Annotated in this window: 31 protein-coding genes and 2 pseudogenes; 10 read left to right on the top strand and 23 right to left on the bottom strand. The window is 69.6% G+C overall.

The features are described 5' to 3' along the window. Window positions 1-54: 54 nt before the first annotated feature. From AOK23_RS49965 to AOK23_RS19970, 4 genes and pseudogenes are all read left to right on the top strand, one after another. A pseudogene (locus AOK23_RS49965) lies at window positions 55-800 on the top strand (IS5 family transposase); the annotation flags it as partial. A gap of 106 nt (window positions 801-906) precedes the next feature. Then, complete coding sequence (locus AOK23_RS19980; RefSeq protein ID WP_055714065.1) at window positions 907-2,520, top strand: serine/threonine-protein kinase; 1,614 nt, start codon at window positions 907-909, stop codon at window positions 2,518-2,520. 358 nt (window positions 2,521-2,878) lie between these two features. After that, a complete protein-coding gene (locus tag AOK23_RS19975) occupies window positions 2,879-3,484 on the top strand; it encodes a hypothetical protein (protein WP_240496466.1) in 606 nt (201 codons plus the stop codon). A 182-nt stretch (window positions 3,485-3,666) separates the two neighbouring features. After that, entirely contained in the window at window positions 3,667-4,233 is a 567-nt protein-coding gene (locus tag AOK23_RS19970) for a hypothetical protein (protein WP_157878091.1), read from the top strand. A gap of 119 nt (window positions 4,234-4,352) precedes the next feature. Here AOK23_RS19970 and AOK23_RS19965 read toward each other — a convergent pair whose 3' ends face one another. From AOK23_RS19965 to AOK23_RS51435, 17 genes and pseudogenes are all read right to left on the bottom strand, one after another. Further along, window positions 4,353-5,051, bottom strand: coding sequence for an HNH endonuclease (locus AOK23_RS19965; protein ID WP_079049574.1), 699 nt, complete (start codon window positions 5,049-5,051; stop codon window positions 4,353-4,355). A 115-nt stretch (window positions 5,052-5,166) separates the two neighbouring features. Continuing rightward, window positions 5,167-5,379 (bottom strand): hypothetical protein, encoded by a 213-nt coding sequence (locus AOK23_RS19960; RefSeq protein WP_055714061.1) that lies wholly within the window; start codon window positions 5,377-5,379, stop codon window positions 5,167-5,169. Further along, entirely contained in the window at window positions 5,376-6,062 is a 687-nt protein-coding gene (locus AOK23_RS19955) for a hypothetical protein (protein ID WP_055714060.1), read from the bottom strand. Before AOK23_RS19955 ends, AOK23_RS19960 begins: the two co-directional genes overlap by 4 nt. Next, a complete protein-coding gene (locus AOK23_RS19950) occupies window positions 6,059-6,505 on the bottom strand; it encodes a RapZ C-terminal domain-containing protein (RefSeq protein WP_107102821.1) in 447 nt (148 codons plus the stop codon). Before AOK23_RS19950 ends, AOK23_RS19955 begins: the two co-directional genes overlap by 4 nt. A 90-nt stretch (window positions 6,506-6,595) precedes the next feature. Further along, window positions 6,596-6,778 (bottom strand): hypothetical protein, encoded by a 183-nt coding sequence (locus AOK23_RS19945; RefSeq protein ID WP_055714059.1) that lies wholly within the window; start codon window positions 6,776-6,778, stop codon window positions 6,596-6,598. Then, a complete protein-coding gene (locus AOK23_RS19940; RefSeq protein ID WP_055714058.1) occupies window positions 6,778-7,260 on the bottom strand; it encodes a hypothetical protein in 483 nt (160 codons plus the stop codon). The genes AOK23_RS19945 and AOK23_RS19940 overlap by 1 nt, the downstream gene beginning before the upstream one ends. Further along, window positions 7,260-7,463, bottom strand: coding sequence for a hypothetical protein (locus AOK23_RS19935; protein WP_055714057.1), 204 nt, complete (start codon window positions 7,461-7,463; stop codon window positions 7,260-7,262). Before AOK23_RS19935 ends, AOK23_RS19940 begins: the two co-directional genes overlap by 1 nt. Window positions 7,464-7,488: 25 nt before the next feature. Continuing rightward, the gene (locus AOK23_RS19930) at window positions 7,489-7,746 is read right to left on the bottom strand and encodes a hypothetical protein (protein WP_055714056.1); all 258 of its coding nucleotides are present in this window, start codon (window positions 7,744-7,746) and stop codon (window positions 7,489-7,491) included. Next, window positions 7,743-8,187, bottom strand: a pseudogene (locus AOK23_RS19925) (ASCH domain-containing protein). The gene AOK23_RS19930 and the pseudogene AOK23_RS19925 overlap by 4 nt, the downstream one beginning before the upstream one ends. After that, window positions 8,184-8,858: a GGDEF domain-containing protein gene (locus AOK23_RS19920; protein WP_055714055.1), complete on the bottom strand. Its 675-nt coding sequence runs from the start codon at window positions 8,856-8,858 to the stop codon at window positions 8,184-8,186. Before AOK23_RS19920 ends, AOK23_RS19925 begins: the two are co-directional and overlap by 4 nt. A gap of 171 nt (window positions 8,859-9,029) precedes the next feature. Next, window positions 9,030-9,257 (bottom strand): hypothetical protein, encoded by a 228-nt coding sequence (locus tag AOK23_RS19915; RefSeq protein WP_338056485.1) that lies wholly within the window; start codon window positions 9,255-9,257, stop codon window positions 9,030-9,032. Between the two features lie 139 nt (window positions 9,258-9,396). Next, entirely contained in the window at window positions 9,397-9,597 is a 201-nt protein-coding gene (locus tag AOK23_RS19910) for a hypothetical protein (RefSeq protein ID WP_055714054.1), read from the bottom strand. Then, window positions 9,594-10,580: an ATP-binding protein gene (locus tag AOK23_RS19905; protein ID WP_055714053.1), complete on the bottom strand. Its 987-nt coding sequence runs from the start codon at window positions 10,578-10,580 to the stop codon at window positions 9,594-9,596. The genes AOK23_RS19910 and AOK23_RS19905 overlap by 4 nt, the downstream gene beginning before the upstream one ends. Beyond that, window positions 10,577-10,927: a hypothetical protein gene (locus AOK23_RS48880; RefSeq protein WP_055714052.1), complete on the bottom strand. Its 351-nt coding sequence runs from the start codon at window positions 10,925-10,927 to the stop codon at window positions 10,577-10,579. Before AOK23_RS48880 ends, AOK23_RS19905 begins: the two co-directional genes overlap by 4 nt. Continuing rightward, window positions 10,924-11,418 (bottom strand): hypothetical protein, encoded by a 495-nt coding sequence (locus AOK23_RS19895; protein ID WP_055714051.1) that lies wholly within the window; start codon window positions 11,416-11,418, stop codon window positions 10,924-10,926. Before AOK23_RS19895 ends, AOK23_RS48880 begins: the two co-directional genes overlap by 4 nt. Before the next feature lie 118 nt (window positions 11,419-11,536). Then, a complete protein-coding gene (locus AOK23_RS19890) occupies window positions 11,537-12,001 on the bottom strand; it encodes an RRQRL motif-containing zinc-binding protein (protein WP_055714050.1) in 465 nt (154 codons plus the stop codon). Window positions 12,002-12,251: 250 nt separating this feature from the next. After that, window positions 12,252-12,380, bottom strand: coding sequence for a hypothetical protein (locus AOK23_RS51435; RefSeq protein WP_276205748.1), 129 nt, complete (start codon window positions 12,378-12,380; stop codon window positions 12,252-12,254). Window positions 12,381-12,681: 301 nt separating this feature from the next. Between AOK23_RS51435 and AOK23_RS19885 the strand changes: the two genes are divergently transcribed. The 4 genes from AOK23_RS19885 to AOK23_RS19870 all read left to right on the top strand — a co-directional run bounded on the left by AOK23_RS19885 (window position 12,682) and on the right by AOK23_RS19870 (window position 16,381). Beyond that, a complete protein-coding gene (locus AOK23_RS19885; protein WP_055714049.1) occupies window positions 12,682-13,509 on the top strand; it encodes a hypothetical protein in 828 nt (275 codons plus the stop codon). Between the two features lie 28 nt (window positions 13,510-13,537). After that, window positions 13,538-14,053, top strand: a complete 516-nt coding sequence (locus AOK23_RS19880) for a hypothetical protein (RefSeq protein ID WP_055714048.1) — start codon at window positions 13,538-13,540, stop codon at window positions 14,051-14,053. Further along, window positions 14,053-14,901, top strand: a complete 849-nt coding sequence (locus AOK23_RS19875) for a hypothetical protein (protein ID WP_157878089.1) — start codon at window positions 14,053-14,055, stop codon at window positions 14,899-14,901. Before AOK23_RS19880 ends, AOK23_RS19875 begins: the two co-directional genes overlap by 1 nt. A 205-nt stretch (window positions 14,902-15,106) precedes the next feature. Beyond that, complete coding sequence (locus tag AOK23_RS19870; RefSeq protein ID WP_157878088.1) at window positions 15,107-16,381, top strand: hypothetical protein; 1,275 nt, start codon at window positions 15,107-15,109, stop codon at window positions 16,379-16,381. 311 nt (window positions 16,382-16,692) lie between these two features. Here the strand turns inward: AOK23_RS19870 and AOK23_RS19865 are convergent, their stop codons facing one another. Continuing rightward, on the bottom strand, window positions 16,693-17,001 hold the full coding sequence (locus tag AOK23_RS19865; RefSeq protein ID WP_055714045.1) for a hypothetical protein: 309 nt from the start codon (window positions 16,999-17,001) through the stop codon (window positions 16,693-16,695). Between the two features lie 136 nt (window positions 17,002-17,137). On the opposite strand from AOK23_RS19865, the gene AOK23_RS51430 reads away from it, so the two are divergent. Next, window positions 17,138-17,263 carry a hypothetical protein gene (locus tag AOK23_RS51430; RefSeq protein ID WP_276205747.1) on the top strand — a complete coding sequence of 42 codons (126 nt, stop codon included), beginning with the start codon at window positions 17,138-17,140 and terminating at the stop codon, window positions 17,261-17,263. Window positions 17,264-17,288: 25 nt separating this feature from the next. Here the strand turns inward: AOK23_RS51430 and AOK23_RS19860 are convergent, their stop codons facing one another. Together AOK23_RS19860 and AOK23_RS19855 are read right to left on the bottom strand one after the other, a co-directional pair. Further along, window positions 17,289-17,834 carry a DUF6197 family protein gene (locus AOK23_RS19860; RefSeq protein WP_055714044.1) on the bottom strand — a complete coding sequence of 182 codons (546 nt, stop codon included), beginning with the start codon at window positions 17,832-17,834 and terminating at the stop codon, window positions 17,289-17,291. 19 nt (window positions 17,835-17,853) lie between these two features. After that, complete coding sequence (locus AOK23_RS19855; RefSeq protein ID WP_055714043.1) at window positions 17,854-18,069, bottom strand: hypothetical protein; 216 nt, start codon at window positions 18,067-18,069, stop codon at window positions 17,854-17,856. Between the two features lie 236 nt (window positions 18,070-18,305). Here AOK23_RS19855 and AOK23_RS19850 point away from each other — a divergent pair, with 236 nt between their 5' ends. Further along, a complete protein-coding gene (locus AOK23_RS19850) occupies window positions 18,306-19,520 on the top strand; it encodes an IS110 family RNA-guided transposase (RefSeq protein ID WP_055714042.1) in 1,215 nt (404 codons plus the stop codon). A gap of 89 nt (window positions 19,521-19,609) precedes the next feature. Here the strand turns inward: AOK23_RS19850 and AOK23_RS19845 are convergent, their stop codons facing one another. The 3 genes from AOK23_RS19845 to AOK23_RS19835 form a co-directional block, all read right to left on the bottom strand. Beyond that, complete coding sequence (locus AOK23_RS19845) at window positions 19,610-19,798, bottom strand: hypothetical protein (RefSeq protein ID WP_055714041.1); 189 nt, start codon at window positions 19,796-19,798, stop codon at window positions 19,610-19,612. A 79-nt stretch (window positions 19,799-19,877) separates the two neighbouring features. Then, the gene (locus AOK23_RS49960; RefSeq protein WP_055714040.1) at window positions 19,878-22,283 is read right to left on the bottom strand and encodes a DNA translocase FtsK; all 2,406 of its coding nucleotides are present in this window, start codon (window positions 22,281-22,283) and stop codon (window positions 19,878-19,880) included. 94 nt (window positions 22,284-22,377) lie between these two features. Next, the coding region (locus AOK23_RS19835; protein ID WP_055714039.1) for a hypothetical protein at window positions 22,378-22,777 on the bottom strand (400 nt) is incomplete at its 5' end.

Here is a 22,777-nt window from a genome sequence, read left to right as displayed (position 1 = left end):
TCCGACTCAGGTCACTAGGGCGTTTCGTTTAGATCATCTGGTCGTTGGTCCGGTGTGTCGTTGACTGATGCGCAGTGGGAGCGGATTGAGCCGTTGCTCCCGGACCGGACGCCGAGGCGGGGTGGCCGCTGGCGGGACCATCGTGAGGTGATCGACGCGATCGCCTACAAGTTCCAGACCGGCACCCAGTGGGTCCATCTGCCGGAGAAGTACGGCAACTGGCGAGGGGTCTACAACCGGCTGCGGATGTGGGCCGTCGACGGGACCTGGGAGCGGGTGTTCACTGCGCTGATGGCCCAGGCCGACGCGGAGGAAGACCTCGACTGGGCGGTCTCGGTGGACTCCACGATCGTGCGGGCTCACCAGCACGCGGCCGGGGCCCGCAAAAGGGGGCCCTGGCCGACGAACCCGACGACCATGCCATCGGCCGGTCCCGCGGCGGACTGACAACGAAGATCCACCTGGCTGCCGATGCCCGCTGCCGTCCTCTGGCTTTCGTCCTCACCGCCGGACAGGCAGGCGATGCACCGGTCTTCACCGATGTCATGGCCCGCCTGCGTGTTCCCCGCCGACGTGGCCGGCCGCGCACCAGACCGGACGTGGTCCTGGCGGACAAGGCGTATTCGTCCCGCGCGATCCGCGAGCACCTGCGCCGACGCGGCATCCGTGCCGTGATCCCTGTCCCGGTGGACCAGCGCGGCCACCGACTGCGACGCGGCAGCCGAGGGGGCAGACCACCGGCCTTCGACCGCGAGACCTACAAGCAGCGCAACACCGTCGAGCGGTGCATCAACCGCCTCAATGCGGCATGTGTAGATTGTGCTCACGCCAATGCCGGGCGGAATCATATCCTCCCCGCCCGCGGTGTCCCGCCCTGCTGCGGCCCGAGTACCGCCCGGAGAGAACATGAGGAGTCTGGATCCCGGCGATCCGTCGGCGATTGGCGGCTATCCGCTGCTGGCGGTGCTCGGCGCCGGTGGCATGGGACAGGTCTTCCTTTCCCGTACGGCGTCCGGGCGGCCGTTGGCCTTGAAGACACTGCGGGCTGAGTTCGGGCTCGACCCGGGCTTCGAGGAGCGCTTCGCCCGCGAGATCGCCAGCAGTGATCAGGTGCGGTCCCCGTGGACGGCGTCGGTCGTCGACTACAGCCCCGCGGGGCAGCGGCCTCAGTGGCTGGCCACCGAGTACGTGGCCGCACCGTCGCTCAGCGACTGGGTGGAGCGCAGTGGCCCGCTGCCCGAGCCCGCTGTCCGCGCCCTGGCCGCGGAGCTGGCGGAGGGGCTTCGGGCGGTGCACCGGGCGGGCCTCGCCCACCGGGACGTGAAGCCGTCCAACGTGCTGCTGGCCCGCCGTCATCCCCTGCTCATTGACTTCGGCATCGCCCGTGCGGCCGACGATACCCGGCACACCAGGACCGGCGGGGTCATCGGCTCGCCCGGATACATGGCACCGGAGCAGGCGGCAGGCGGGATATCGAGCGAGCCCGGTGACGTCTTCTCCCTCGGGGCCACGCTGGTGTACGCCGCAACTGGCAAGGGCCCGTTCCTGCACCCGGGCGAGAACCCCTCGGCGGCGCAACTGCTCTACCGGATCGTGCACGAGGAGCCCGCGCTCCACGGCGTACCGCAGGAGCTCGCGCCGCTCCTCGCCGCCTGTCTGCATAAAGCGCCGCAAGCCCGGCCATCCGCCGCTGAGTTGATGGAGCGGATCGGCGCGGCACCGGGAAGTTGGGCGGCCGCACTGCCACAGGGTCTGTCGGGGGACATCGCCGCGAGAGAAGCCGAGTCGCAGGCACTGCTGCAGCGCCCCGTGGTCCTGCCACCGCCTCCGCAGACGGCACCGCCGACCGGATTCGGGCCGCCCATCGCCTACGGTGATCCAGGCGCCATACACGTTCACCCCCCGGCACTTCAGTCCGGGACTCTTCCGTCAGGAAGCCCTTCAGGGCCCGGGCGGCGGACCGCGCGGCCGCGCACGGCCGCCGCTATAGCCGGTGTCGTGGCAACCGCGGCCGTCGCCGTCGCCCTGACCTGGCCTGACGGCAACGCCGAGGGGACGGACGACGGCGGGCGCAAGTCTCCGACTCCCTCCGCGTACTCGTCCCCATCGCCCGCGGCCGATGCCCTGCCCGCCTCCTGGGTGGGTACCTGGAAGGGCACCGGTCCCGGGAGCAGTTCCGGCGACGGTGTCGTCAACGCGCGGACGAACAAGGTGTCGGTGACCGTCACCCTGCACGCGGCGGACCGGGGTGACGTCGTCGGCCGACAGATCAGCCATGTGATCGAAGCCGGCAGCGGCCGGGACATCGGGTGCACCGAGACGCTGCGTCTGCAGGAGACGCGCGGCACGTCCATGGTGTTCGAGGCGGCCACCAGCACTCCGACGGACCCGTCCACGGGCGTACGGTGCGTGCGGGGCAACATCTACACCCTGACGAAGTCCGGGGCCGACACCCTGCGCCTGGGGGACGAGGGCAGCCAGACTGCAGGCGCGCCCACCCGCCTGACCCGCACCCCCTGAAGGTCTCGAGGCTGGCGCTCGGAGGTCCGGACAAACCGGCAGCGGACGGCCGGTGCCTTTGCCTGAGGGTGCCGGCCCGTGATCCTGCTCGTCTCCGCAGTTGGGTTGCGCCCGGCAGAGCGTGCGGACGCACACCGGTGAGCGCCCAAGCCCCCGTACGCTCGCCCGGCGCGGCTCTGTGTCACGACTGACATCGGGCGGTAGTACGGCAGGCCGCCCGGTCAGACGATCTTCACCCTGGACACACCACACGAGGAAAGGCCGTTTCATGTTTCGTGCGAAGAGTGACCAGCCCGTTGCGGGTCGGCGGTGGCTGCCCGTGACCCGGCGCGGGCGCCTGACTGCTCTTGCTGTCGCGGTGGCTGCCGTGGCCGGTGGGACTTTCGCCGGCGTTGCCACCGCCAATGGCGGTGACGAGGGGCCGCTGGCAGTTGCGGCCCACATGTCGGAGGGATTCCCGACCCTGACCGCGTCCGACTGGGTCACCCACGGCGACCACGCCGTCGTGATCGAGATGGTGCCCGGCAGCGAACGCAAGGGTGCCCTGCCGGAGGACAAGAAGGACAACGGCGAAGGGCACATCCCGCGCACCGCGACGATGAAGGTCGATCAGGTGCTGTGGTCCAAGCCCGGCGCCGACGCCGCGCCGGCGACCTACCCGGTCGAGCTCCTGGGCTGGTGGTGGGAGGACGGCACCGAGCGGGAGTTCGCCTGGCAGGGCGAGCCCCGCTACGAAGAGGGCCACAAGTACATCGCCCTGCTGGTGAAGGGCGATGACGGCAAGTGGAACGCGACCCTGCACACGATGCCCTACGACGACGGCAAGGTCGGCACCGGCGAAAGCGACGGCAAGACCACCACGGGCGAAAACGCCAGTGAACTTCAGGGCTTGGAGAAGGAAGCCCACGGCAAGAACGCGGCTGCGGTGAAGCAGCTCCTGGAAGCGGCCCAGGCGACGAAGTAGCCACACGCTGAAACCGTCTCCTGCGGCGGGGAACACTCCGCGACCCGCCGCACTACTCCGAAGTGATCGAGGTGCCTTGGGTGTCGCAGTCGTTACTGACCTTGGAGTCATAGCTTCTGCGGATCAACGACTCGCGGCTTCTGGGCTCGCTGATACGACACCCCATCCTCGCTGCGCGCGGCATGCCCATGGCCCGCGCCGCACCGGCCACGCTCGCCGCGACCTACACCATCTCCGTCCCCGGGGCCGCCGCCTACCCGGCACTAGCCCAGGCCAGCCCCGGCCTCATCGCACCCGACTGGCGGCTGGGCCTCACCAGCAGCCTCGGCGGCCGGGTCTGGGCGAAGATCAGGCACGCCGACACCGTCGACGCGGCCGTGGTCGGGTTCACCGGCAACGCCCGGCACCCGAAGACGCTCGCCGTACGGCTGCACGACGGACGGGTGGCGCTGTCCCAGCGGCTGACCACGGCCCTGTCCTCGGTCGTGGCCCCGCTCCTGTTCCCCCAGGCCGGGCGGGCGTTCACGAAGGCCAGGCACCGAACGTCATCCCCCTTCGGCCCTGACCGTCAGGCGTGGGCAGCCAGCATGGCAGGAGAACTGGGCCGCCGGGTGGCCGAGGTATCAACCGGATGCCTGCCGCAGCAACGGATCGGGGCCGGCCCACCGAAAGCGGTGGGCCGGCCCCGATCCGTTCAGGCGCGAGCTCGTACGTCTACACGTCCGGGGTGGCAGCGGATTACTCGGTGACGCCCAGCTTCTCGGCAAGCCAGGGTCGACCGGCAACGTGCGGTTTCCAGTCAACCCTGATGTTCGTGCAGGTCAGCGGCGGCGAAGTGCTGTATCGACCTCTTCTCTCGCCTGCACAACTATGCCTCGTCGTCGAGATCGCGCTGCCTGTCAGCGAGGTACTCCCGGACGAGGCGACCGAGCACTTCACCCTCGTGCGCGCGCTCGTTGAAGACGGCGCGCTGGAAGGCTCTGACCTCCTCCCGATCCAGGAACGCGTGCAGGAGCCTCGCCTGCGGATGGAAGTAACCGCAGCAGATCAGGCGCGTGCAGTGCCCCATCAGCTCCCTGACCTTCGGGGTCCGCCAGGGGTAGTGCGGGTACCCCTTGAGCTCCGCCTTGCAGCGATCAAGGATCTTGAACAGCTCAGTCTTGTTTCCCCACTTCTCCTCGCCGTAGTGCAGCTCGAACCACTCGCGGCGATCCGCGTCGGCTATCTCTCGCTGGACGCGTTCCACGCGCCTTGTGATGCCGGCGAAGACCTTCGGGCTCATCCTCCACTTGGAGCGCGTCAGCTCCGGATATCGGTGGCAGATGTCCATATCTGCAACCCAATGCGCGGCGCTCTCGTGCTTGCTCTTCCGGAGGTTGCAGGGCTTGCAGGCAGGGACGAAGTTCCACCAGATGTCGTGGCCTGCCCCGGCGATCGGCCTTTCGTGGTCCAGTGTGGTCGACGGGGAGCGGCCGCAATACACGCACAGGCCACGTTGTGCAGTCAGCACCATCAGCCACACCCAGGCCTTCTGCTTGCCTCTGTCACCTCGGCGAATAGCTTCCACTGCACCCCTCCTGCCCGTAGCTGGCTAGGCGGGATCGTAAGACAGGGCGCTGACAATCCGTAGCCGTCGGTCGATCGTCCGCGGTTCGACGGGCCTCGAGTTCGGGGCGCCTGACTCAACACGCTGACTTGCCAAGGAACAGGAAGCCGACCGGGTAGAGGTCTCCGTCGGCGCCACCGCCGATCCCGGCGACGAACAGGCCCTGGTGGGCGATGAACCCGTGGTCGGCCATGCCGTCGACGCAGGGCGTCCAGAGCTGTTCGGCGGGGTGCATGGTGCCGCCGTCGCCCTCGCTGGTCTCGATCTCGTACAGGGCCGGGGCGGTCACGCGCTCACCCCCGCGACGGCGGCGTCCAGGAGCGCCACGGCGTCGGCCTCGTACGGGTCGGCGAACAGCTGGTGGTCGCTGACGTCGAACGGCGCGTACCGCACGGAGACGCGGTGTCCGGGCACGAGGGTGGTCTCGCGTCCGTCGAGCACGGCGGTGATCCGATCGTGGTCCTGCTGGGCGTGCCGGGTCTGGGTGTACGGACCGACGCGCAGCAGGGTGTAGCCGTCGCGACTGCCGTCGCGTTTGCGGGCCTCGATGTAGAGGGCGTAGTGCGCCGGCGCCATGCCGACGTCGTCGGGCAGGGGCAGCCCGGTGGCGGCGTGGGTGAGCATCGCGTAACCGGGCTGCCAGAAGCCGATGATCGCGCTCGTCTCACAGCGCAGCCAACCGCGCTCGGTGTAGCCGAGCTGGCGGCCGTGGAGGTAGGCGCTGGCGTGCGGGGTGTCGGGGTGGACCAGGGCGACGGCGATCATGTCGGGGCCGTGGTCGTCGCCGGGCCGGGTGTGCGCGCGTTCCACGAACGGGCCGACACGCACGGCGATGTCCCGGGCGCTGCCGGGCGTCCAAGGCTCGGGGTTGCGCAGGGCGGTGAGCATCGCACGGAACTGGTCGACGACGGCCTGGTCCTCGGGTGTGAGGGCGCCGGGGCCGTGGCCGCAGCGGCGGAAGCGACGGATCATCGGGCGGTCTCCTGCTCGGTGTTGGCGGTGCGGGGGCCGGCGGGCGTCTTGAGGACGCGCGGCAGATGGACGTGCAGGTGCTCGACTACGACCTCATGGCCGCGGCTGCGGAGTTCTCGGGCAAGGAGTTCGGTAAGACCGCTGGCCCTGTGCCTGCCGCCCGCGCAACCGAGGGCGATGCGGCTGGGGCCGGCGGGCAGGTCGGCGTAGTCGGCGAGGTTGGCGAGGTTGGCGAGTAGCTCGCGGGCGCCGGGAGTTGCGAGGACGACGCCCTGGACGCGGGGGTCGAGGCCGTCGAGATCGAGGATGTCGCGGGCGGCGGCGGGGTCGCGGAGCCGGTCGCGGACGTCTTCGATCCGGTCGGCGGCGGGCGGGACGGGGGAACCGTCCGGGCCGGTGGGCAAGTGCAGGTAGCCGAACGAGGTCAGACGGATCGGGCGCAAGGGTGAGCCTCCTGCTCGGTGGTGAGGGGCGGGAACACACGGAGCGCCGCGCCCGGCCGGGACGGGCGGGTGCGGCGCTCCGGGGTCGTGCTACTGGGTGGTGGTGTCGGTGACCACGAGGAACTGGTCGGTGCGCAGGTCCATCACGACCTGGGCATTGGTGCCCTGGGCGCGTTGGGCGGCTGCGTACTCTTCGGCCGGCCAGGAGCCGCGGGGAGCTCCGGCGGGGAACCGCTCCAGGACGGTCCGGGCCTGCGGGCTGGTGGTGGCCATCAGTCGTCGCCGCCGTTCACGCGCTCGTGGATGTCGATGAGGGTGGCGATGGCGTCAGGGTTGTCCGCCAGGCCGACCCACTGCCCGTGCGCGGTGAAGACGGGCACGGCGTCCGTGTCGCCGTCGAAGATCACGACGTAGTCGCCGTACCTGTCGAGCACCATCTCCCGCAGGACGGGGACCAGTGCGGTGTCCAAGACCTCCAGGGCGTCGACGGTGAGCCGGGCGTGCTCGCCGGGCGTCGTCGGCTGGACCAGAGTGCCGGTCGCGCGCAGCAGGTCGCCGGGCTGTATGCCGTTCAGCAGCTCGTGGGTGATCCGGGGGTCACCGCTGGTGCAGGTGACGATCGTGTCGGGGGCGTCGTCGGCGAGTGCGTCGATGTCGGCGGGCCGGACGACCAGGTCGAAGGAGATGGTGCCGTGCGGGCCGGGGACGGCGATCGCGTCGACCCAGCCGTCGACGGTGCAGTGCTTGGTGTCCATCAGCTGGCCTCCGCCAGGGTCTCGGTGGGGCGAGGGGAGCGGGGTCGGGTGGTGCGCTGGGCGAGGTCCAGCAGCTCGCGGTTGCGCCGCTGCTGTTCGGGGGTGAGCGGGCGGGCCTTGGCGCCGTGGCGGTGCCAGAGTGGGGAGGCGGGCGGCTCGGGGTAGGCGAGGGCGTGGTCGACGTCGCGTTCGGTGCTGCTCATGGGGGCCTCCGTCTGGAGGGGAAGTTCAGGCGTGGTCCTTGCTCTTGCCGCTCTTGGGCGGGTCGGAGACGAACCGGGTCTCGCCGGGATGCGCCGCGTTCCAGAGCTCCGCGCACGTCTTGTGCACGGCTTCTCCGTCGTGGGACCTCAGCGGAGTGGTCTTCCGGCACAGCACGCACCGCTCGGGCCAGGCGAAGTGCCTGTTGTCGTGCCAGTCCAGGAGTGGGACCGGCACGGCGGGCGGCTCGGGCGGTGCGGGTGCGGGTCGACGGCGGGTGCTCACGGACGCAGGTCGGGCAGCTGCTGACGCACCTGCGCGACCAGGTCCTCGGTGGGCTTCCAGGGTCCGAGCTGTCCGCGTGCGGGGATCGGCAGGGCGAGCTCCTGGACGTCGACGAGCTCGAGGTGCCACCGGCCGGGCTCCGCCCACTCGGTGCAGGGCGGGGAGCCGTCCGGGTCCTGGTGGCAGCCGGTCAGCCGGGCGACGCCGATCACAGCGCCGGTCGGCAGGTCACGGCCGCAGATCGTGCGCGCGACCAGCGGCACGCGCAGGGCGGGCCGGTCGGTCTGCAGACCCGCGTGCAGCAGGAGCCAGCCGCGCCAGGACCAGGGCTGCGGGCGGTTCTCGATCGTCTTGGCCCTGGCGGCGATGCGTGGTCCACGGCTGCCTGACGCTGATGCCACGAATCCAGTCGCCCGCCGGCGGAAGGGTTCCGGTGCTCATGCCGCTCGCCCCCAGACTGCCGTGCCCGGCCGCCCGGCCCGGCGGCCGTTGACGGACGGAAGCATGGTGTGCGCGGCGGTGGCGAGGTGGGCGCGGCCGGAGTGTTTGCCGTCGTACAGGGCGGCGTCGGCGGCCCGCTGCAACACGGTCAGGTCGCGGGTGGCGAGGACACCGGTGGTCGCGACGCCGACCGAGGCGGCGACGTCGACGGTGCGGCCGTCCTCGAGGACGACGGGGGTGTGCAGCATCCGGACCAGCTGCGCGAGACGCTGCTCCAGGCGCGCGGCGGTCACCTGGACGACGACGGCGAACTCATCGCCTCCGAGGCGGCCAGCGGACGCGCGCGGGCCCGCCCACGCGGTGAGCCGGGCGGCGGTCGCGGCCAGGACGGCGTCCCCGGCCGGGTGCCCGAAGTCGTCGTTCACGGCCTTAAAGTGGTCCTGGTCGACCATGACCACGGCCAGGTCGTCGCGGCGGGCCAGGAGCCGGCGGGCGCGGGCGGTGTAGGAGTCGCGGCGCAGCAGACCGGTCAGCGGGTCGCGGCGGGTCGCGGCGAGCTGCCTATGCAGCGTGACCGCGTGGACCGCCCAGCCGGTCAACGGCACGGCGGCGGTCGTCAGTAAGAGGGTGCGTTGGCCGATCCGGCCCTGAACGCGCAGGAGGGACGACATACTTGGGTTCTCCGTCTCGTCTCGTACGGGATGGGTGGACCCGGGGCAGCCGACGAAGCCGCCAAGCAGAGCGGCTGTCCCGGGGCGGAGCTACAGCGCGAAGTCGCTGCGGGTCGTCCAGCTGACGGGGTTGTTCCAGAGGCCGGCCGTCGCGGCGCGCCACTCCATCTGTCAGCCGGGCCGAAGCCCGCGCGCTCCCCAGCTGTCCGGCTGCCTGCCGGGGTTCTCAAGCCCGGCCTGCTGCGCGGCGAGCGCGGCGTCGTACACCTCGTGCGCGCGACGCAGGGACGCGGCGGGGGAGTCCGCGACGCCGGTGAAGACGTACACGCCACGCCGGTCGGGGTGGCTGGTGTCGTGTATCGGGACGTCCACCTCATAGATGCGCAAGCGCAGGTGCATGACGTCCAGCTCCTCTCCGTGCTCGGTGGTGAGGGACCACCGCGACCGACCCGGCCTCCGTCGTGCTGGAGGCCGGGACGGCACGGAGCGCCCGTCACGCCGGGCCCGGTTTCCCAAACTTGGGAAACCGAGCCGCCGGTCAGAGGTCCATGTGGATCGTGATGGGCCGCCGGGGATCACCGGCGGCGGTGTGGACGGTGCGGCGGTGCGCGGCGAGGCCGGCGGCCCCGCCCTGGATCGGCAGGTGGCAGTCGCGGCAGCCGTGCCACCACTCATCCCCGACCGGGAGATCGGCCGGGGTGAGCGGGTGCGGGTGCGGCTCGTCGGCAGCGCGGCTCACGCGCGGACCGCGTCCGCGTACTGCGCCTCCAGGTCGGCGCGGCCCTTGGGGTCGTCGGCCTGGAGGTCGTGGTCGTCGGCCTCCTGGTCGACGTCGTCGGCGCCGCCGTGAACGGTGCAGGCGATCTCCGGGTCGCTGTCCATGGCGCCGGTCAGCGCCTTGTGCAGGTCGGTGACCGAGTAGGCCGGCGCCCACGCCTGCCCGGCGCACTCCGGGTCAAAGGGGCAGGGCAGTAGGACGTCGAAGCCGAAGTCGCCCTCGCCGTCGACGTCTTCGCGCAGCGCCAGGGTGAGGTACTGCTGCCCGAGGCGGATCTCCGCGACGCGGTCCCGGCCGGTCACCAGGTCCGAGTCCGGCCGCCACTGCCACAACGGCAGGATCTCCGGGCCGAAGAAGCGGCGGGCCAGCCACAGTTCGCCCAGGCCGTCGCTGCCGTCGCGCCCGAGGTCGGCCTCCCTCACCTGCGAGAGCCGCTTGAGGAACGGCTCCAGGCGGTACAGGGCATCGGCGAAGACGATGGTGTTGAAGCCTTCGGCCGCGAGCCGCTGGTGGGAGTGGACCCTGGCCTGGTGCTGGGAGCGGACGGTGTCCTCGGGCACGCGCCGGTTGTCCGGCCGCGGGCCCTGCCGCTCCAGGCACACATCCAGCGGCGTGGCGACGACGACCGCGACGGTCGGCATGCCGTGCCTCTTGGCGGCCATCACGAGCTCCACCCTCACGGCCTGCTCGCAGTTGGTCGCGTCGATCACCGTGTTGAGCTTGCGCGCCATCCGGCGCTCCAGGACCAGTTGGAGGACGTCCGCGGCGTCGCCGGTCGCGCTCTGGTCGCCGGGGTCGTCGCTGACCATCCCGCGCAGGCCGTCGAGGGAGAGGACCTGGGAGGCGGGCCAGGTGCGGGCCAGGGTCGACTTGCCCGCGCCGGAGGCACCGATCAGCACGATCAGTCCGTTCTCCGGCATGTCCGGATACAGCACCGAGGTCATTCGGGGTCTCCTTGCGGGTCGAGGGAGCGGGCAGCCCAGTTCAGGCGCTGCCCGGCGTGGTCGGTGAGCAGGGCGGCGGCATCGTGCAGGGGGCCGGACGCGTCACCGTCGCGGTCCGGCTCGATCTGCTCCGCCCGCCGCGCGGCGGGCGTGACCAGCTGCGCGAGGGCGGGGAAGAGGCCGCCGGGGACGTCGACGTCCTCCTGGAGCTCGCGCAGGATCGCGGCGAGCTGCGCCTGGTCGACGTCGTCGGCGCTGAGGTCGTCCTCGATCTGCTGGAGGGCGAGCTGGACGATGCCGACCGACTCGCGGACGCGCTCCAGGCGTGTGCGGGACCGGGCGGTCACCGGGTGGTGGCGACCAGCGCGGCGAGGGTTTCCCAGCCGTGGTGCCAGGCGCTGTCCAGGCAGTACGCGCCGTTGATTCCGTGGTCGGCCATGCGCCAGAAGTTGCCCTTGCCGGTCTTCGTGGCGAGCGTCTCCAGGAGCCCGCCCGGCACCCGGCGGTCCGCGGCGTAGTGCGTGACGAACGACAGGGCGAGCGCGGCCGCGGCGGCACCGGGGTGCAGCCGGATGCCCAGGACCCGGGCGCCGGCCCCGACCGCGATGGCCTGGGTGGCGGTGTAGGTCAGGCAGTGCCAGGCGCATGCCTTGACGCCGTCGGCCGTGCCGTGGACGGTCGGTTCGTCGTCCGGGCTGGCGGCGAAGTGGACCGGCTTGTCGTCGGTGGCGCCCTTGACCCGGGCGCAGTAGTCGGACTGCACGAAGTGATCGCCGATGTTCGACCCGGCGCGGCCAAGTCCGAGGACGGCAGCGAAGAGGGCGGAGCGATGCGTCATGCTGGGTTTCTCCTGATCTCGAAGGGGTGAGGGAGTGGGCGGCCTGCCTTTGCCGGTGCTACGGCCGCCCGGGTTGTGCGGGCCCCGTCCCGGCCTGGACGGTCGGGACGGGGCTGGCTCACGCGGCCAGCCGGTGAGCGACCGGGGCCGGGAGAGTCATGAGGCTGCTGGGGTCCGCGGGCGTGCCGTCGAAGCACTCCAGGCAGCAGCCGAGTTTTCTCGAGAGGCAGATGTAGAACCGCCTCCTGCACTGACCACAGGTCTGTCTCGCTGCCATCGCCTGATCGAGGGCCCACTCCTGAGCGAGCGTCGGCGTCCGTTTGGGCTTGGCCAGGTCGACGCGGAGCAGGAAGCCGCGGGTGGGGTGACGGCAGGACCACTGCGGGCGGGTCGCGCACAGCCTGCAGCGCAGAATCGCGACCGGGCCCTCGTTGCCACCGGGGCTCAGGCCCATGTCCCGTAACTGCCATCTGGTGACCAAGCCTTCAGGCACCGCGCTGCGGTCGTACTCGGGCAGCGCTGCGTCGCTGCGCGGCACCCGGATCACCTCGCGGCGGCGGTGCTTCTTCCTCGGGCGCGGCATCACCTGCTCCAGAAGCCGGGCAGCCGGGCGGGACGCTGCGGGTAGCGGGGGCCGGGACGCTGCGGGCGGGGGTGCGCTCGATCCTGCGGCGCGGGCGTGGGATGAGCACGAGTCAGTTCCTCCAGACGTCGGTGGGCAGCAGCGCGCCCCGCGCGGGGTGCGTCGTCGAGGCGCGGATGCTGCTGGGGGCCGGTCGGCCTGTCCGGTTCTCGCCCGCCGGTGGGCGAGAACCAGGCGGAGCGACCGGAGGTCAGCGCTGGAACGGGTTCTCGGCTGCATCGGTGAAGTCGTCGCCCGCGCGGGTGGGGACGACGGCGTGGATGTGGAGTGCGGAGTTGAACTGGTACTGCGGCGGGTGGTTGTGGACGATGGGCCGCAAGGGTCAGACCACGCAGGGCGACGATGCTGGCCAGGGCCCACATAAGGGCGGCCAATCCGGTCGCGGCGGCGCGGCCCCCGGCCGGGGAAGCGTACTGGTGAAAGGCGATATGCCGACTATGCGCAAATCCTCGATGCTCGCTCCTCGACTCCGGAAGACGAGCGACCGTCTGCGTCACTCTGGGATGACCATCCGGCCGCGTGTCGCACAAACAGGGTGAAAGCGCCTATCTGCTACTTTTTGTAGCGTTAGGTGACTGATGTGACTCCGAAGCGGGATGATCAATCGAGGAAGTGGCCCCATGCACCCCAAGCGTGAACAGATTCTGCGAGAGTTCGCCAAGGAAGGGTTGTCCGAGCATGTGCAACGCCTGCGGGCCGACGAGCACCGCCGTCTCGTGCAGACCCGGGTCCCTGTCGTGGTCACACCGCATCCCGCGCTGCAGGACTCGACCGACTATGTACTGAAGCCGATCAAGGGCACGGCGCTGCTGTTCTGGGCGCGGCCGGGGACACCTTTGATCGGAATGTTGGAGAAGGCTTACGCGACCGGCGATGAGAGGGTCCTGCGACAGCTGAGCGAGGAATTCCAGGAACAACTGGATACACGGCCGGTTCAGCCGATCGACGTCGCCTTTGAGAAGCTACTCTCCGCACCGGTCTACTTCGACGTCATGTACGGCAGTAAAACCCTCGTCGCGAGCCTCGCCCTGGTCGACGGGATCGACTACGGCGTGGTGACGTTTGCGTACAACGGAGGCAAGCTTCACGATGCCGACTTCAAGATCGTCGAGCGTTACCGGGACTTCGATCGCGCCTCATATGACACGCTGATCGTGAAGACAGCGCCTGACCTGTCCGCCGTTGAGCAGCAGGCCATCGATGCCGTCCCCGAGCATCAGTTGGAACTGAACGTCGCGCACACGGCCATGTGCCCAATCGCGTGTGCTGGCATCGCCGCTATCGTCATCGCCCTGATCACGTGCGCTGGTGGGTGCTCCCAGCAGTTGGGTGAACGACTGGACGAGGTAGAGCTCACCGAAGAACAGATCAAGCAGCTGGGGTCGCTGGCCTCAGCCCGCGACCTGCTGTCGATGCGCAGGGAGATCCTCGAGGAATTCGGGGTTTGAGCAGAAGAGCCGACTGGGTCCGGACGGTATGAACCTGTCAGTCCTCTCCAGCGCGGCAGTTGCCGCAGCCCTGGGCGGCCACTTCACGCTGACCCTCCTTTACAACGTGGGCTTGAAGCCGACTGCCATTGTCGGTCGGCTAGAAGCCTTCGCTCTGCTTCCCAAGTGGCACTTCTTCGCCCCGCATCCGGGAATTCACAACCTGTACCTGCTCTACCGCGACGTCTTCCCGGACGGGACCGTCGGCAACTGGACGATGCTGCACGGCATGGACCGCTTCAAGAGCCCCTCGTCGTGTGTCTGGAACCCGACAAAGCGGTTGCGAAAGACACTCTTCGATCTCATCACCTCACTGCAGATGGAGAGCGAGGATGAGGGGCGTCGACACTTGATCAAACTGTCCGCCCCGTACCTGCTCCTCATCCATCACGTCTCGTCGATCCCCCGTCCCACCGGAGCCATCGCCACGCAGTTCCTCATCATGCAGAGCCACATCGACCAGCCCGCGCACCCGATCTTCACCTCGGAACTGCACCCACTGTGATGACTGAGCTGTTCACCACCCCTGACGAGGCGATCCGGGCTGTCCTGTTCATCGCGGCACTGGGCGTCTCGCTGTCGCTGGTCGAGGACATGCACCGCAGCGACGTGTTCGCCCCCGCAGGCTTGCTGAGCTGGACTGTTCTGAGGATTACGTCCCAGCCGAGCAGACCCCGACCGCTGTGGCAGGTGCTGGACCGAGTCTTCGCCCCGGCCCCGTTCGCTTGGACCATGCGACTCGCGCTGACCTCGTCGTTGGGCCTGGCCACCGCATTGCTTTACCTGCCCCGCGCTTCGACCATCATCGCGACGCTTACGGCTGCCGTGTTCGGCTGGCTGCTGCTGCTGAACTGCAGGACCGTGTTCGGCCTGGACGGTGCGCATCACATGCACATGGTCGTTTTCGGCTCGTCGACGCTATTCTTCCTCGCGCCTGCCGGGTCGTTGGCGAGCGGGCTGTGCGTCGTTTTCATCGCTGCCCAGGCGGTACTGGCGTATACGGCGTCGGGTGTTGTCAAGCTCCTGGGGCCGATGTGGCGCCGGGGTGAAGCGGTGACGGCCATCATGAGCACGTGTATTTATGGCAGAGCTTGGCTGTGGCGGTTCCTTGAAGCCCGGCCAGCAGCTGCCTTCGCGGCTTGCTGGTCTGTGATCATCTTCGAGTGCTGCTTCCTGCTGACCCTCGTCGCCGGGCCAGGGCTGCTGCAGGCACTGCTTGTTCTGGGAGTGCTGTTCCACGGCGCAGTCTCCGTGTTCATGGGCCTCAACGGCTTCTTCGTCATCTTCGTTGCGACCTATCCGGCGGTTGTCTACCTCAATCAGCTCATCACCGACCACGGCTTCCTGAGTTGATAGTCGCCGACGATGATCAGCGCGTTTTACTGGTGAAGAGGCGGTATTCGAGACGTGCGCTATTCGGGCCTGCATGGGGCGTGGCATACCAGGAAACCCTGGTGGCGGTCATCGGTGGACCGTTCGCCGGAGTCCCGCGAGCCTTAATGTCCAGCCGCCGCCTCTTCGTTACTGTCTGCAAAGACCGATGCCCGATGGGTGGACCATGAACCTTGCGCTTAGGCTGATCCTGCTCGTATACGGGCTGGTGTTGGGCGCATTTGCTGGCCTGGACCTCTTTTTCGCCGAGGACTTGGATATCAAGTTGGCCGGGGCCTGGTTCGGGTTTGCCGCGCTGGTCATTGTGGTCGGATGCGGTGCCTCGTTCACGGCCGGCAGTGAAGCGCGGCCTCGGATCTACCTGCTCATCGCCTCCGATGTCGCGACGGTTGTGGTAGGTCTCGCACTGGTTCTGCGCATCCGGTCGAACTTCGTTCCGCAACCGCTGCTGTTGTCCAGTCTCATCGTTACTGCCATCGCCATCCTGGCCGCAGCCGCCCTGGGCGTGCTGGACTTCAGGACGGCGCGCCGGGCCGAGCCCACGAACTGGAATTGGCAATCGCCGGAGAGGGCGACCGTGGTCGGCGGGGCGCTAGGAGCCGTGGGCGCGCTCGTGGCCGCCAGCCTGGCCCTTCCCCCATTCTGGTACACCACACGCTACGCGCCCTCAACCGATGTCCCGGTCGTAACGGTCAGCAACGACATCATGAAGGTCAGCAACCGTGACGGCCAGCTAGAGGTACGAGCGGCCGTCACTATCGAGAACACCGGAAAAACTGCGGTCAGGGTCCTTACCTCCCTGTACGAGATCACTGGTACGGAAGTCGAGGTCACGCACTCTCCTGACTCGGACGTGGACGGGAAGAAGGTGAGAGATGCCCTGGAAGGCAACTACGGGCCGGCTGCCCGCTACAACACCTACGCCACCTATCACCCACCGCAGCAGATCCAGTTCGGTCCCATCACGGTGGACCAGGCGTGGCTGGGACCGGGCGAGAAGACCAGGGCGACCGTGGGGGCCCATGCCCGGGGGAAGCTAAAACTGCTACGGCTCACTGCGGATGTCGCGGTCGCGCGGGCCGACCGGGTCGAAGTTGACGAGTCCCGGACTCCCGTCAAGCGCCCCTTGATCGACTGCCCTGCCCCAACGCCGAGTTCCGCCAGCACGAAGATCATGGAAACCCGACGGTCCTTGAAGCACGCTGGCATGCTCGACTGGTTGACCGAGAGCAACCGGGAGTTGGTCACAATCTGGGCGGTCAGCGGAGCGCAGGGCGATGTTTCCCCTTGGTGGCCACCATTCCCCTGGATCAATGCCTCCCTCCAGCACAAGGGGCATGACTGCGAACATGCTCTGACAAGCGATGATGACGGTCTGGAACAGCGAGCCATGGTTGGTTGGGCAGGCGCGGTGGCCGAGGCGCCCGTGCCCGGCTCCTGAGCTTGTAGCGATTTGACGTCCCTGCAAGCAGCCACTGAACCGGCAGTGAGCCGAAACAGACAGGCATTGGTCGTGCCGCCACTCGACATCCCAGCGAAGCAGTCGCCCAACTTGCGCCGATTATCGGCCATTCCGTCCGTTTGACCAGACCATCGCGAGGTTTCCGCAACCAAAGAGGACCCAGGTGGTGCGGGCGCCTGCGTTATCGAAGAAGCCGCCGATGGGTCCGAGCAGTCCGGCAAGGTGCCAAACCGTGTACAGGGCGGCGGGGGCGACGGCGAGGTGGGATGCCTGCTGGGCGAGGAAAACCCTCACCGGGTGGTCGACGGTTCCCCACAGACGTCACCGGTGGTGAAGGTGAAAGCATCGGAGAGGCCCTTGAGCACACTGCCGGCGATGCCGCGTGCGGTGTCCACCATGATGGCGATGAGGCTGAGCCCGCCCAGCAGGGCGGTCGCCTTGACCCAGTTGGCGATCTCGTGCCAGCCGGCGTACCGGGCTGGGGACAGTTCGTCCCACCGCTCATGGAAGAAGCCGCCCTCCAGCCACGACCGCTTCCAGGCGGTACGCAGCCGGAGACGGCGCGCCTTGTTCTTGGTGACGGGCGGCTGTTGGGTCACGTCGAAGACAGGGCGCTGGTGGGCGGCACTGGGAGGAGTTGGGGCGTGATGGGGCTGTTCTCTCGTGAGGAGCCCGTGGTGGAGTTCGAGTCGGTGGTCGACACCCACGGGGTGATCTGGCCGGCCTGGACGGACGATGCTGGGCCAGTTGTGGATCGACGCCGAGGAAGGCTTCGAGGTCGCGGTCTCCGGCGCGATCGTCGACGGCGTGATCTACGACGCGTGGATCGACGAGCACGGCCAGCTGCGGATCGACATCTGACCGCGGCCCGGCCGCGACGCAGCGGTCAGATTCCGCGTGCGTCGGCCAGGACGGCGGCTTCCTCCAGCATCCGCATCGGGACACGGCCGCCCGCAAAGGCGTCGTTGAACGACGGAACCGACTCCACGTCCGGTCCGAACTTGCGCCGGATGGCGTCCATGAGGACGTCCAGGGCACGCCCTGCCAGGCTTTGGTCGCCTCCGGACTGCTTCGTGATGGCTCCGAGCAGACAGACCGCGCCGTCCTCGTCGATCAGGGCACCGGCGCACCAGCCGTCGGTGGCCATGCGGTGGTGGGCGCGTTGCAGCAGGGCTGCGACGGGGGTCGGGTACAGGTCCGGCAGCGGGTGAGGAGCGGCTGCGAGGGCGCCGGGGAGGGTGACGGCGTCGGCGAGGTTCACGAGGGCGTTCGGGATGTGCGCGGTGTTCACCTCGAACGCGACGGCGGCTTCGTCCAGCTTGACGGTCATCGCCGCGTCCAGGGCGGCCAGCCGGTCCTCGAGGGAGAGGTGCGGCCGGGCGCCGGTGGTGGACGCTCTGGCGGGTGCGGGTGCGCTGGTGAGGTTCTGCATGAGGACGCTCCGGGCAGGGTCAGCCGCTGCGGCGCTCGATGGCCGCTTCGAGCTCGGCGAGGGTGGCGTACTGCCGCCGGGGCAGGACCGGCTCGGTCCGTATCCCCGCGCGGCGGCCGCGCCGGATCAGGTCGTCGGCCAAGTGGGCGACGTCCGGGTGGGCGTCGAGAGAGCGCCGGGCTTCGCCGACACCGATCACCAGGTGCATCGGGGCGGGCAGTTCGTGGCGGACCATGCGCTTCCATACCTTTGTTCGTGGGTTGATCGCGGTCATTCGTAAGATCGGGACACCCAGGGATGCCGGGTATGGCTTTCATGCGAGTGCCGCTTTCGTGGCTGAGGAGGATTGGCCGCTCGGCATCCCGCGACGACTCGACTGCTGATTGGGATGCGCGAACCGAATCGCTCGTATGGACGTGACAGCGAGGTCGTCTGCTGGGACAGCACGCGGGAACAACGAAGGAGGGTCCGGTGCCCGAACTGTGGGCGGGGACGGACGCGGGCAAGGGCGAACACCACTGCACCGTGATCGACGCGGACGGCACCAAGGCGCTCTCGCGCCGGGTACCGAACAGCGAGGACGAGCTGCTGCAACTGCTCGGTGACGTCCTGGACCTGGCCGACGGCAGCCCCGTCACCTGGGCGGTCGACCTCAACGCCGGCGGTGCCGCGCTGTGGATCGCGCTGCTGGTCAACCATGGGCAGCGGCTCTTCTACATCCCCGGCCGGACCGTGCACCACGCCTCCGGCTCCTACCGGGGCGACGGCAAGAGCGACGCCAAGGACGCCTTCGTCATCGCGGACCAGGCCCGGATGCGCCGAGACCTCCAGCCCTTGCAGGAGACCAGCGAGATCGCGGTCGACCTGAAGATCCTGACCGGCCGGCGCATGGACCTGTCCGCCGACCGCACCAGGGCGATCAACCGGCTCCGCTCGCAGATCCTGGAGTACTTCCCCGCCCTGGAACGGGCCTTCGACTACAGCACCTCCAAGACCGCGCTCATCCTGCTCACCGGATACCAGACCCCGGCCGCCCTGCGCCGGATCGGCCGGGCCCGGCTGGCCACCTGGCTCAAGAACCACGGCGTGCGCACCCTGAACGTCGCCAAGAGCGCCGCCGACGCCGCGGTCACCGCGGCCGAGGCCCAGTTCACCGTCGTCCCCGGGCAGAAGACCGCCGCGAAGATGGTCCACACCCTGGCCAGGGAGGTGATGGCCCTCGACGAGGAGATCGCCCAGACCAACGCCCTCATCGAGGGCCGGTTTCGCGAACATCCCGACGCAGAAGTGATCACCAACATGCCCGGCATCGGTGACATGCTCGGCGCGGAGTTCATCGCCGCGACCGGTGGTGACATGGCCGCCTTCGGCAGCCCCGACCGGCTCGCCGGCGTCGCCGGACTCGCCCCCGTGCCCCGAGACTCGGGCAAGATCAGCGGCAACCTGCGCCGGCCCAGACGCTACAGCCGACGGCTCCTGCGGATGTTCTACCTCTCCGCCCAGGTCGCCACCGTGCACTGTCCCCAGTCCAAGACCTTCTACCAGCGCAAACGCGCCGAGGGAAAGTCCCACAAGCAGGCCGTCCTCGCGCTGGCCAGACGCCGGCTGAACGTGCTCTGGGCCCTGATACGCGACCACCGGACCTTCGAGACCACAGCTCCATTCCCTGCTGCCGCAGCGGCATGAGCCAATCACGAGGCGTCACCACCCCGGCTTGACAACGTCATTGGGAATCCTCCTTGGAGCGGCGGGGATGTGGTGCCGGGGGAGGGGGGTCAGGTCGAGCTGATCCATCCGGTGACGGCCTGGATCGCAGAGGTGATGCCGGGGGCGAGGCCGGTGGAGGCGAGGGCGAAGCCGAGCAGCAGACAGGCGGCCCCGGGCCAGATGCGCTGGTGACCGGTCTTGACCAGGACGCCGACGATGACGGTGAGCGCGAGGGCCAGGGAGAAGGAGATGACCATGCGAAGCTCCGTGAGTTGTTGGGCGGGCAGGTACCGGGCGGGAGGTGTGGGCTTTCCCGCCCGGCAGCGGGTGTGGTGATCAGTGGTCAGTCGGCAGTTCCACACCAAGGTCGTGACGCAGCTCGCGCAGAACGTCGTCTGCCGCGTCGACTCGTGCGAGGACCGCGCGGGCCTTGCCGCCGTCTGAGGGGCCGACGATGCCGCGTTCTTCGAGGACGTCCATGAGCTGTTCGACCAGGGCGAAGCCGATGCGGAGCTTGCGCTGCACCATGGACGGCGATCCGAACTGACTGGTGATGATCAGCTCGGCGGCATCCACGACCAAGGCGGCGTCGATGCCGTCGGGCAGAGCAGTTGTTCCTGCGTCGGTGTGCTCAGTTCCGGCGTCGTGGACGGGGGCGTACACGCCGTGGTCGACCTGGAGCAGCCGGCCGTCCTGGACGAGGTCGCTGAGCGCGTTGCGGACGGTGCCGCCCGCCGCGTCGACTGCCTCGCGGATCTCCTTGGCGGTCATGCGGCGAGTCACTGCGGCGATGATCTGGTCCTTGACGGTCGTCTTCGTCGGCTTGGTCGTGGTGAACACCAGCGGCATCGGCGCACCGCCTACGCCCTCGCCCTCTCCGCCCTCGGGGGCGGGGGCGTTCCAGTCGCCGTAGAGGTCGCCCAGGTCGTACAGGGCGTCGGCTTCCCGGTCGGTGAGGGTGCTGATGGCGCTGTCTGCGGGGAAGATGTCGCCGAGTCCGTCGGGGGAGCCGTCGTCGGGCAGGTGGACGTGCAGGGTGCGCATGAACAGTGCGCTGGAGCCGGTGACGACGTGGCCGGCGCCCTGGGTGGACTGGCCGGGACGGTCGTCCTCGGTGCCCTTCATGCGGTCCATCAGGGACACGGCGGCGCCCAGCCGGTCGGGGACGGGGGCGAGTTCGGCGTCGCCGGCGAGTCCGCCGGTGGCCTGCCGGGCGGCGATACCGCCGGCGATGCGCAGCACGATGCCGACGCCGCCCTGGACCTGCTCGCGCAGGGAGGCGGCGCCGCCGAGCTTGTCGAGGTTGAGGGTCTGGCCGGCGAAGAGCACGCCGATGCCGAACTTGCGGCCCTCGCGGGCGAGGATGTCGGTGAGTTCGGCGATCTCGTCGCCGTACTCGGGGTCACCGACCTGGGAGTTGAACTCGTCGAGGACCAGGACGAGGGCCGGGTAGGGGGAGTGCGGCGAGAAGTCGTGTCCGACCTCGGAGTTGATCTCACCGCGCACGCCCATCAGGGCGACGGCCGCGCGCAGCATCCGCACCGTGAACAGCGGGCCGGAGCCCTGGCGGTCGACGTAGCGGCCGACCGCGGTCATCTGCGCGTCCGGGCGGGCGGAGGTCACCCAGGAGACGACGCCGGCGTTCGCGTACGCGGCGCACATCAGCGCCATCGCCACCGTCTTGCCGGAGCCGGTCACCCCCACCAGGAAGCCGTGCAGGGTGCCGGAGGCGGAGCGCATGTGGACCTTGGCGTCGCGCCCGTCGTGGCCGGTGCCGATCGTGAACCGCCCGTAGGCGTCCAGGGTGAGCAGTTTACGGGTGGCTTTGCGGACGGTCTTGAACGGCGCTTCGTCGTACAGCGAGATGAGGACCTCGCGGCCCTGGGCGTCGGCCACGAGCCGCATCTCGGAGGGGTTGATACCGAAGGCGCTGCACAGCCGTTCGTGGTCGACGCGGGCGATCTGGGCGGCGGGAACGGCGGCGAGGATCATGACGCGGCCGGGTACGTCGTCGTCGATGGCGACGACCTGCGCGCCGGGGATCGCGCCGCCGGCTGAGGCGATGTAGTCGTGCCACATCTGGTCGAAGCGGCTCTGCGGGGCGCGGGTCGGCGCGACGGTCAGCCGCATCCGGCCGGGGCCGACGCCGTCGATCTCCTTCAAGGACACCGTGGTGACGGGGTAGCCGTATACGGCGGCGACGTCGACCAGGTCCATGCGGGGCACGGCCGTTCCGGCCGGAGCGACGACATCGGCGACGAAGTCCGGGTGGTCGGCGCCGACCAGCTGCTCGATGTTCTCCAGCCAGGTCTCCTGCGACACCTTCGAGTCGGCCCACATCCGGGCGGCGACCCCCGCGAAGTCCGTCGGGTAGGGCTCCACCGCTTCGCTCTCGTCGGTGGGGGTCCATCCGGCGCGGGTGACGGGCAGCCACCCTGCCATCAGGCCTCCCCAGGCCACAGGGGCGGCGATCTGCCACCACGAGGTGCCTGGCGCGATCGCATTCGCCGCGTACAGGGCGGCGCCGGACAGGACGGGCAGCGCCCGCTGGGCGGTCTTGAGCGCCTTGGGAAAGTCACCGGCCTTCACGCGGCGGTACAGCCACCACAGGCAGCCGCTGCCGGCCACGGCGACCGGCGCGTTCACGACGGCCTCACCGAGTTCGGGCAGGACGGGCAGCACGATGACGGACGCCCCGTACACGGCGCGCTCCACCTTCGCCTTCATGGGCATCCGCTTCATCACGGCATAGGTCCCTTTCTCTGAGTGGGCGGGAATGGGGGAGGGCCGCGCTCCGGCGGGGGAGCGCGGCCCTCGGTGGGGCAGTGGCAGGGGGTCAGGTCTGCCGGTAGAAGCCCGGCTTGGCCTGACGCGCCTTGGACGCGTTGACGGCGGCGTGGATGCCGCCGTACTGGGCCTGGTGGACGGACTTCAGCTGCGCCGTGGCCAGCCGGACGCCGTCCGCGGCGGCCGCGACCGACCCCCCGCTGCCGGCGGCCCGGCGGAACGCGGCGCCCACCTCACCGAGTACGGCGAGGTGCCTGGGGTCGACCGCCGCGGCCGCGGACAGGTCGGTGACGATGTCCGCGAAGTCGGCGTTGCGCTTGGTGCGCTGGGCCTTCAGCAGTGCCTCCTCCGTGAGTTGCTCCGCAGCGGCCTTGAGCGCCGTGAGCTTCGCCTGGAGGGCTTGGTAGCCGTTGGCGGCGCCGTCGGAGCCGACGGCGCCGCCAACGGCT

The sequence above is a fragment of the Streptomyces torulosus genome, from assembly GCF_001419765.1.
GTDB lineage: Bacteria > Actinomycetota > Actinomycetes > Streptomycetales > Streptomycetaceae > Streptomyces > Streptomyces torulosus.
Note: the sequence above shows the minus strand (reverse complement) of the source record. Positions and strands in the feature narration are given on the sequence as shown.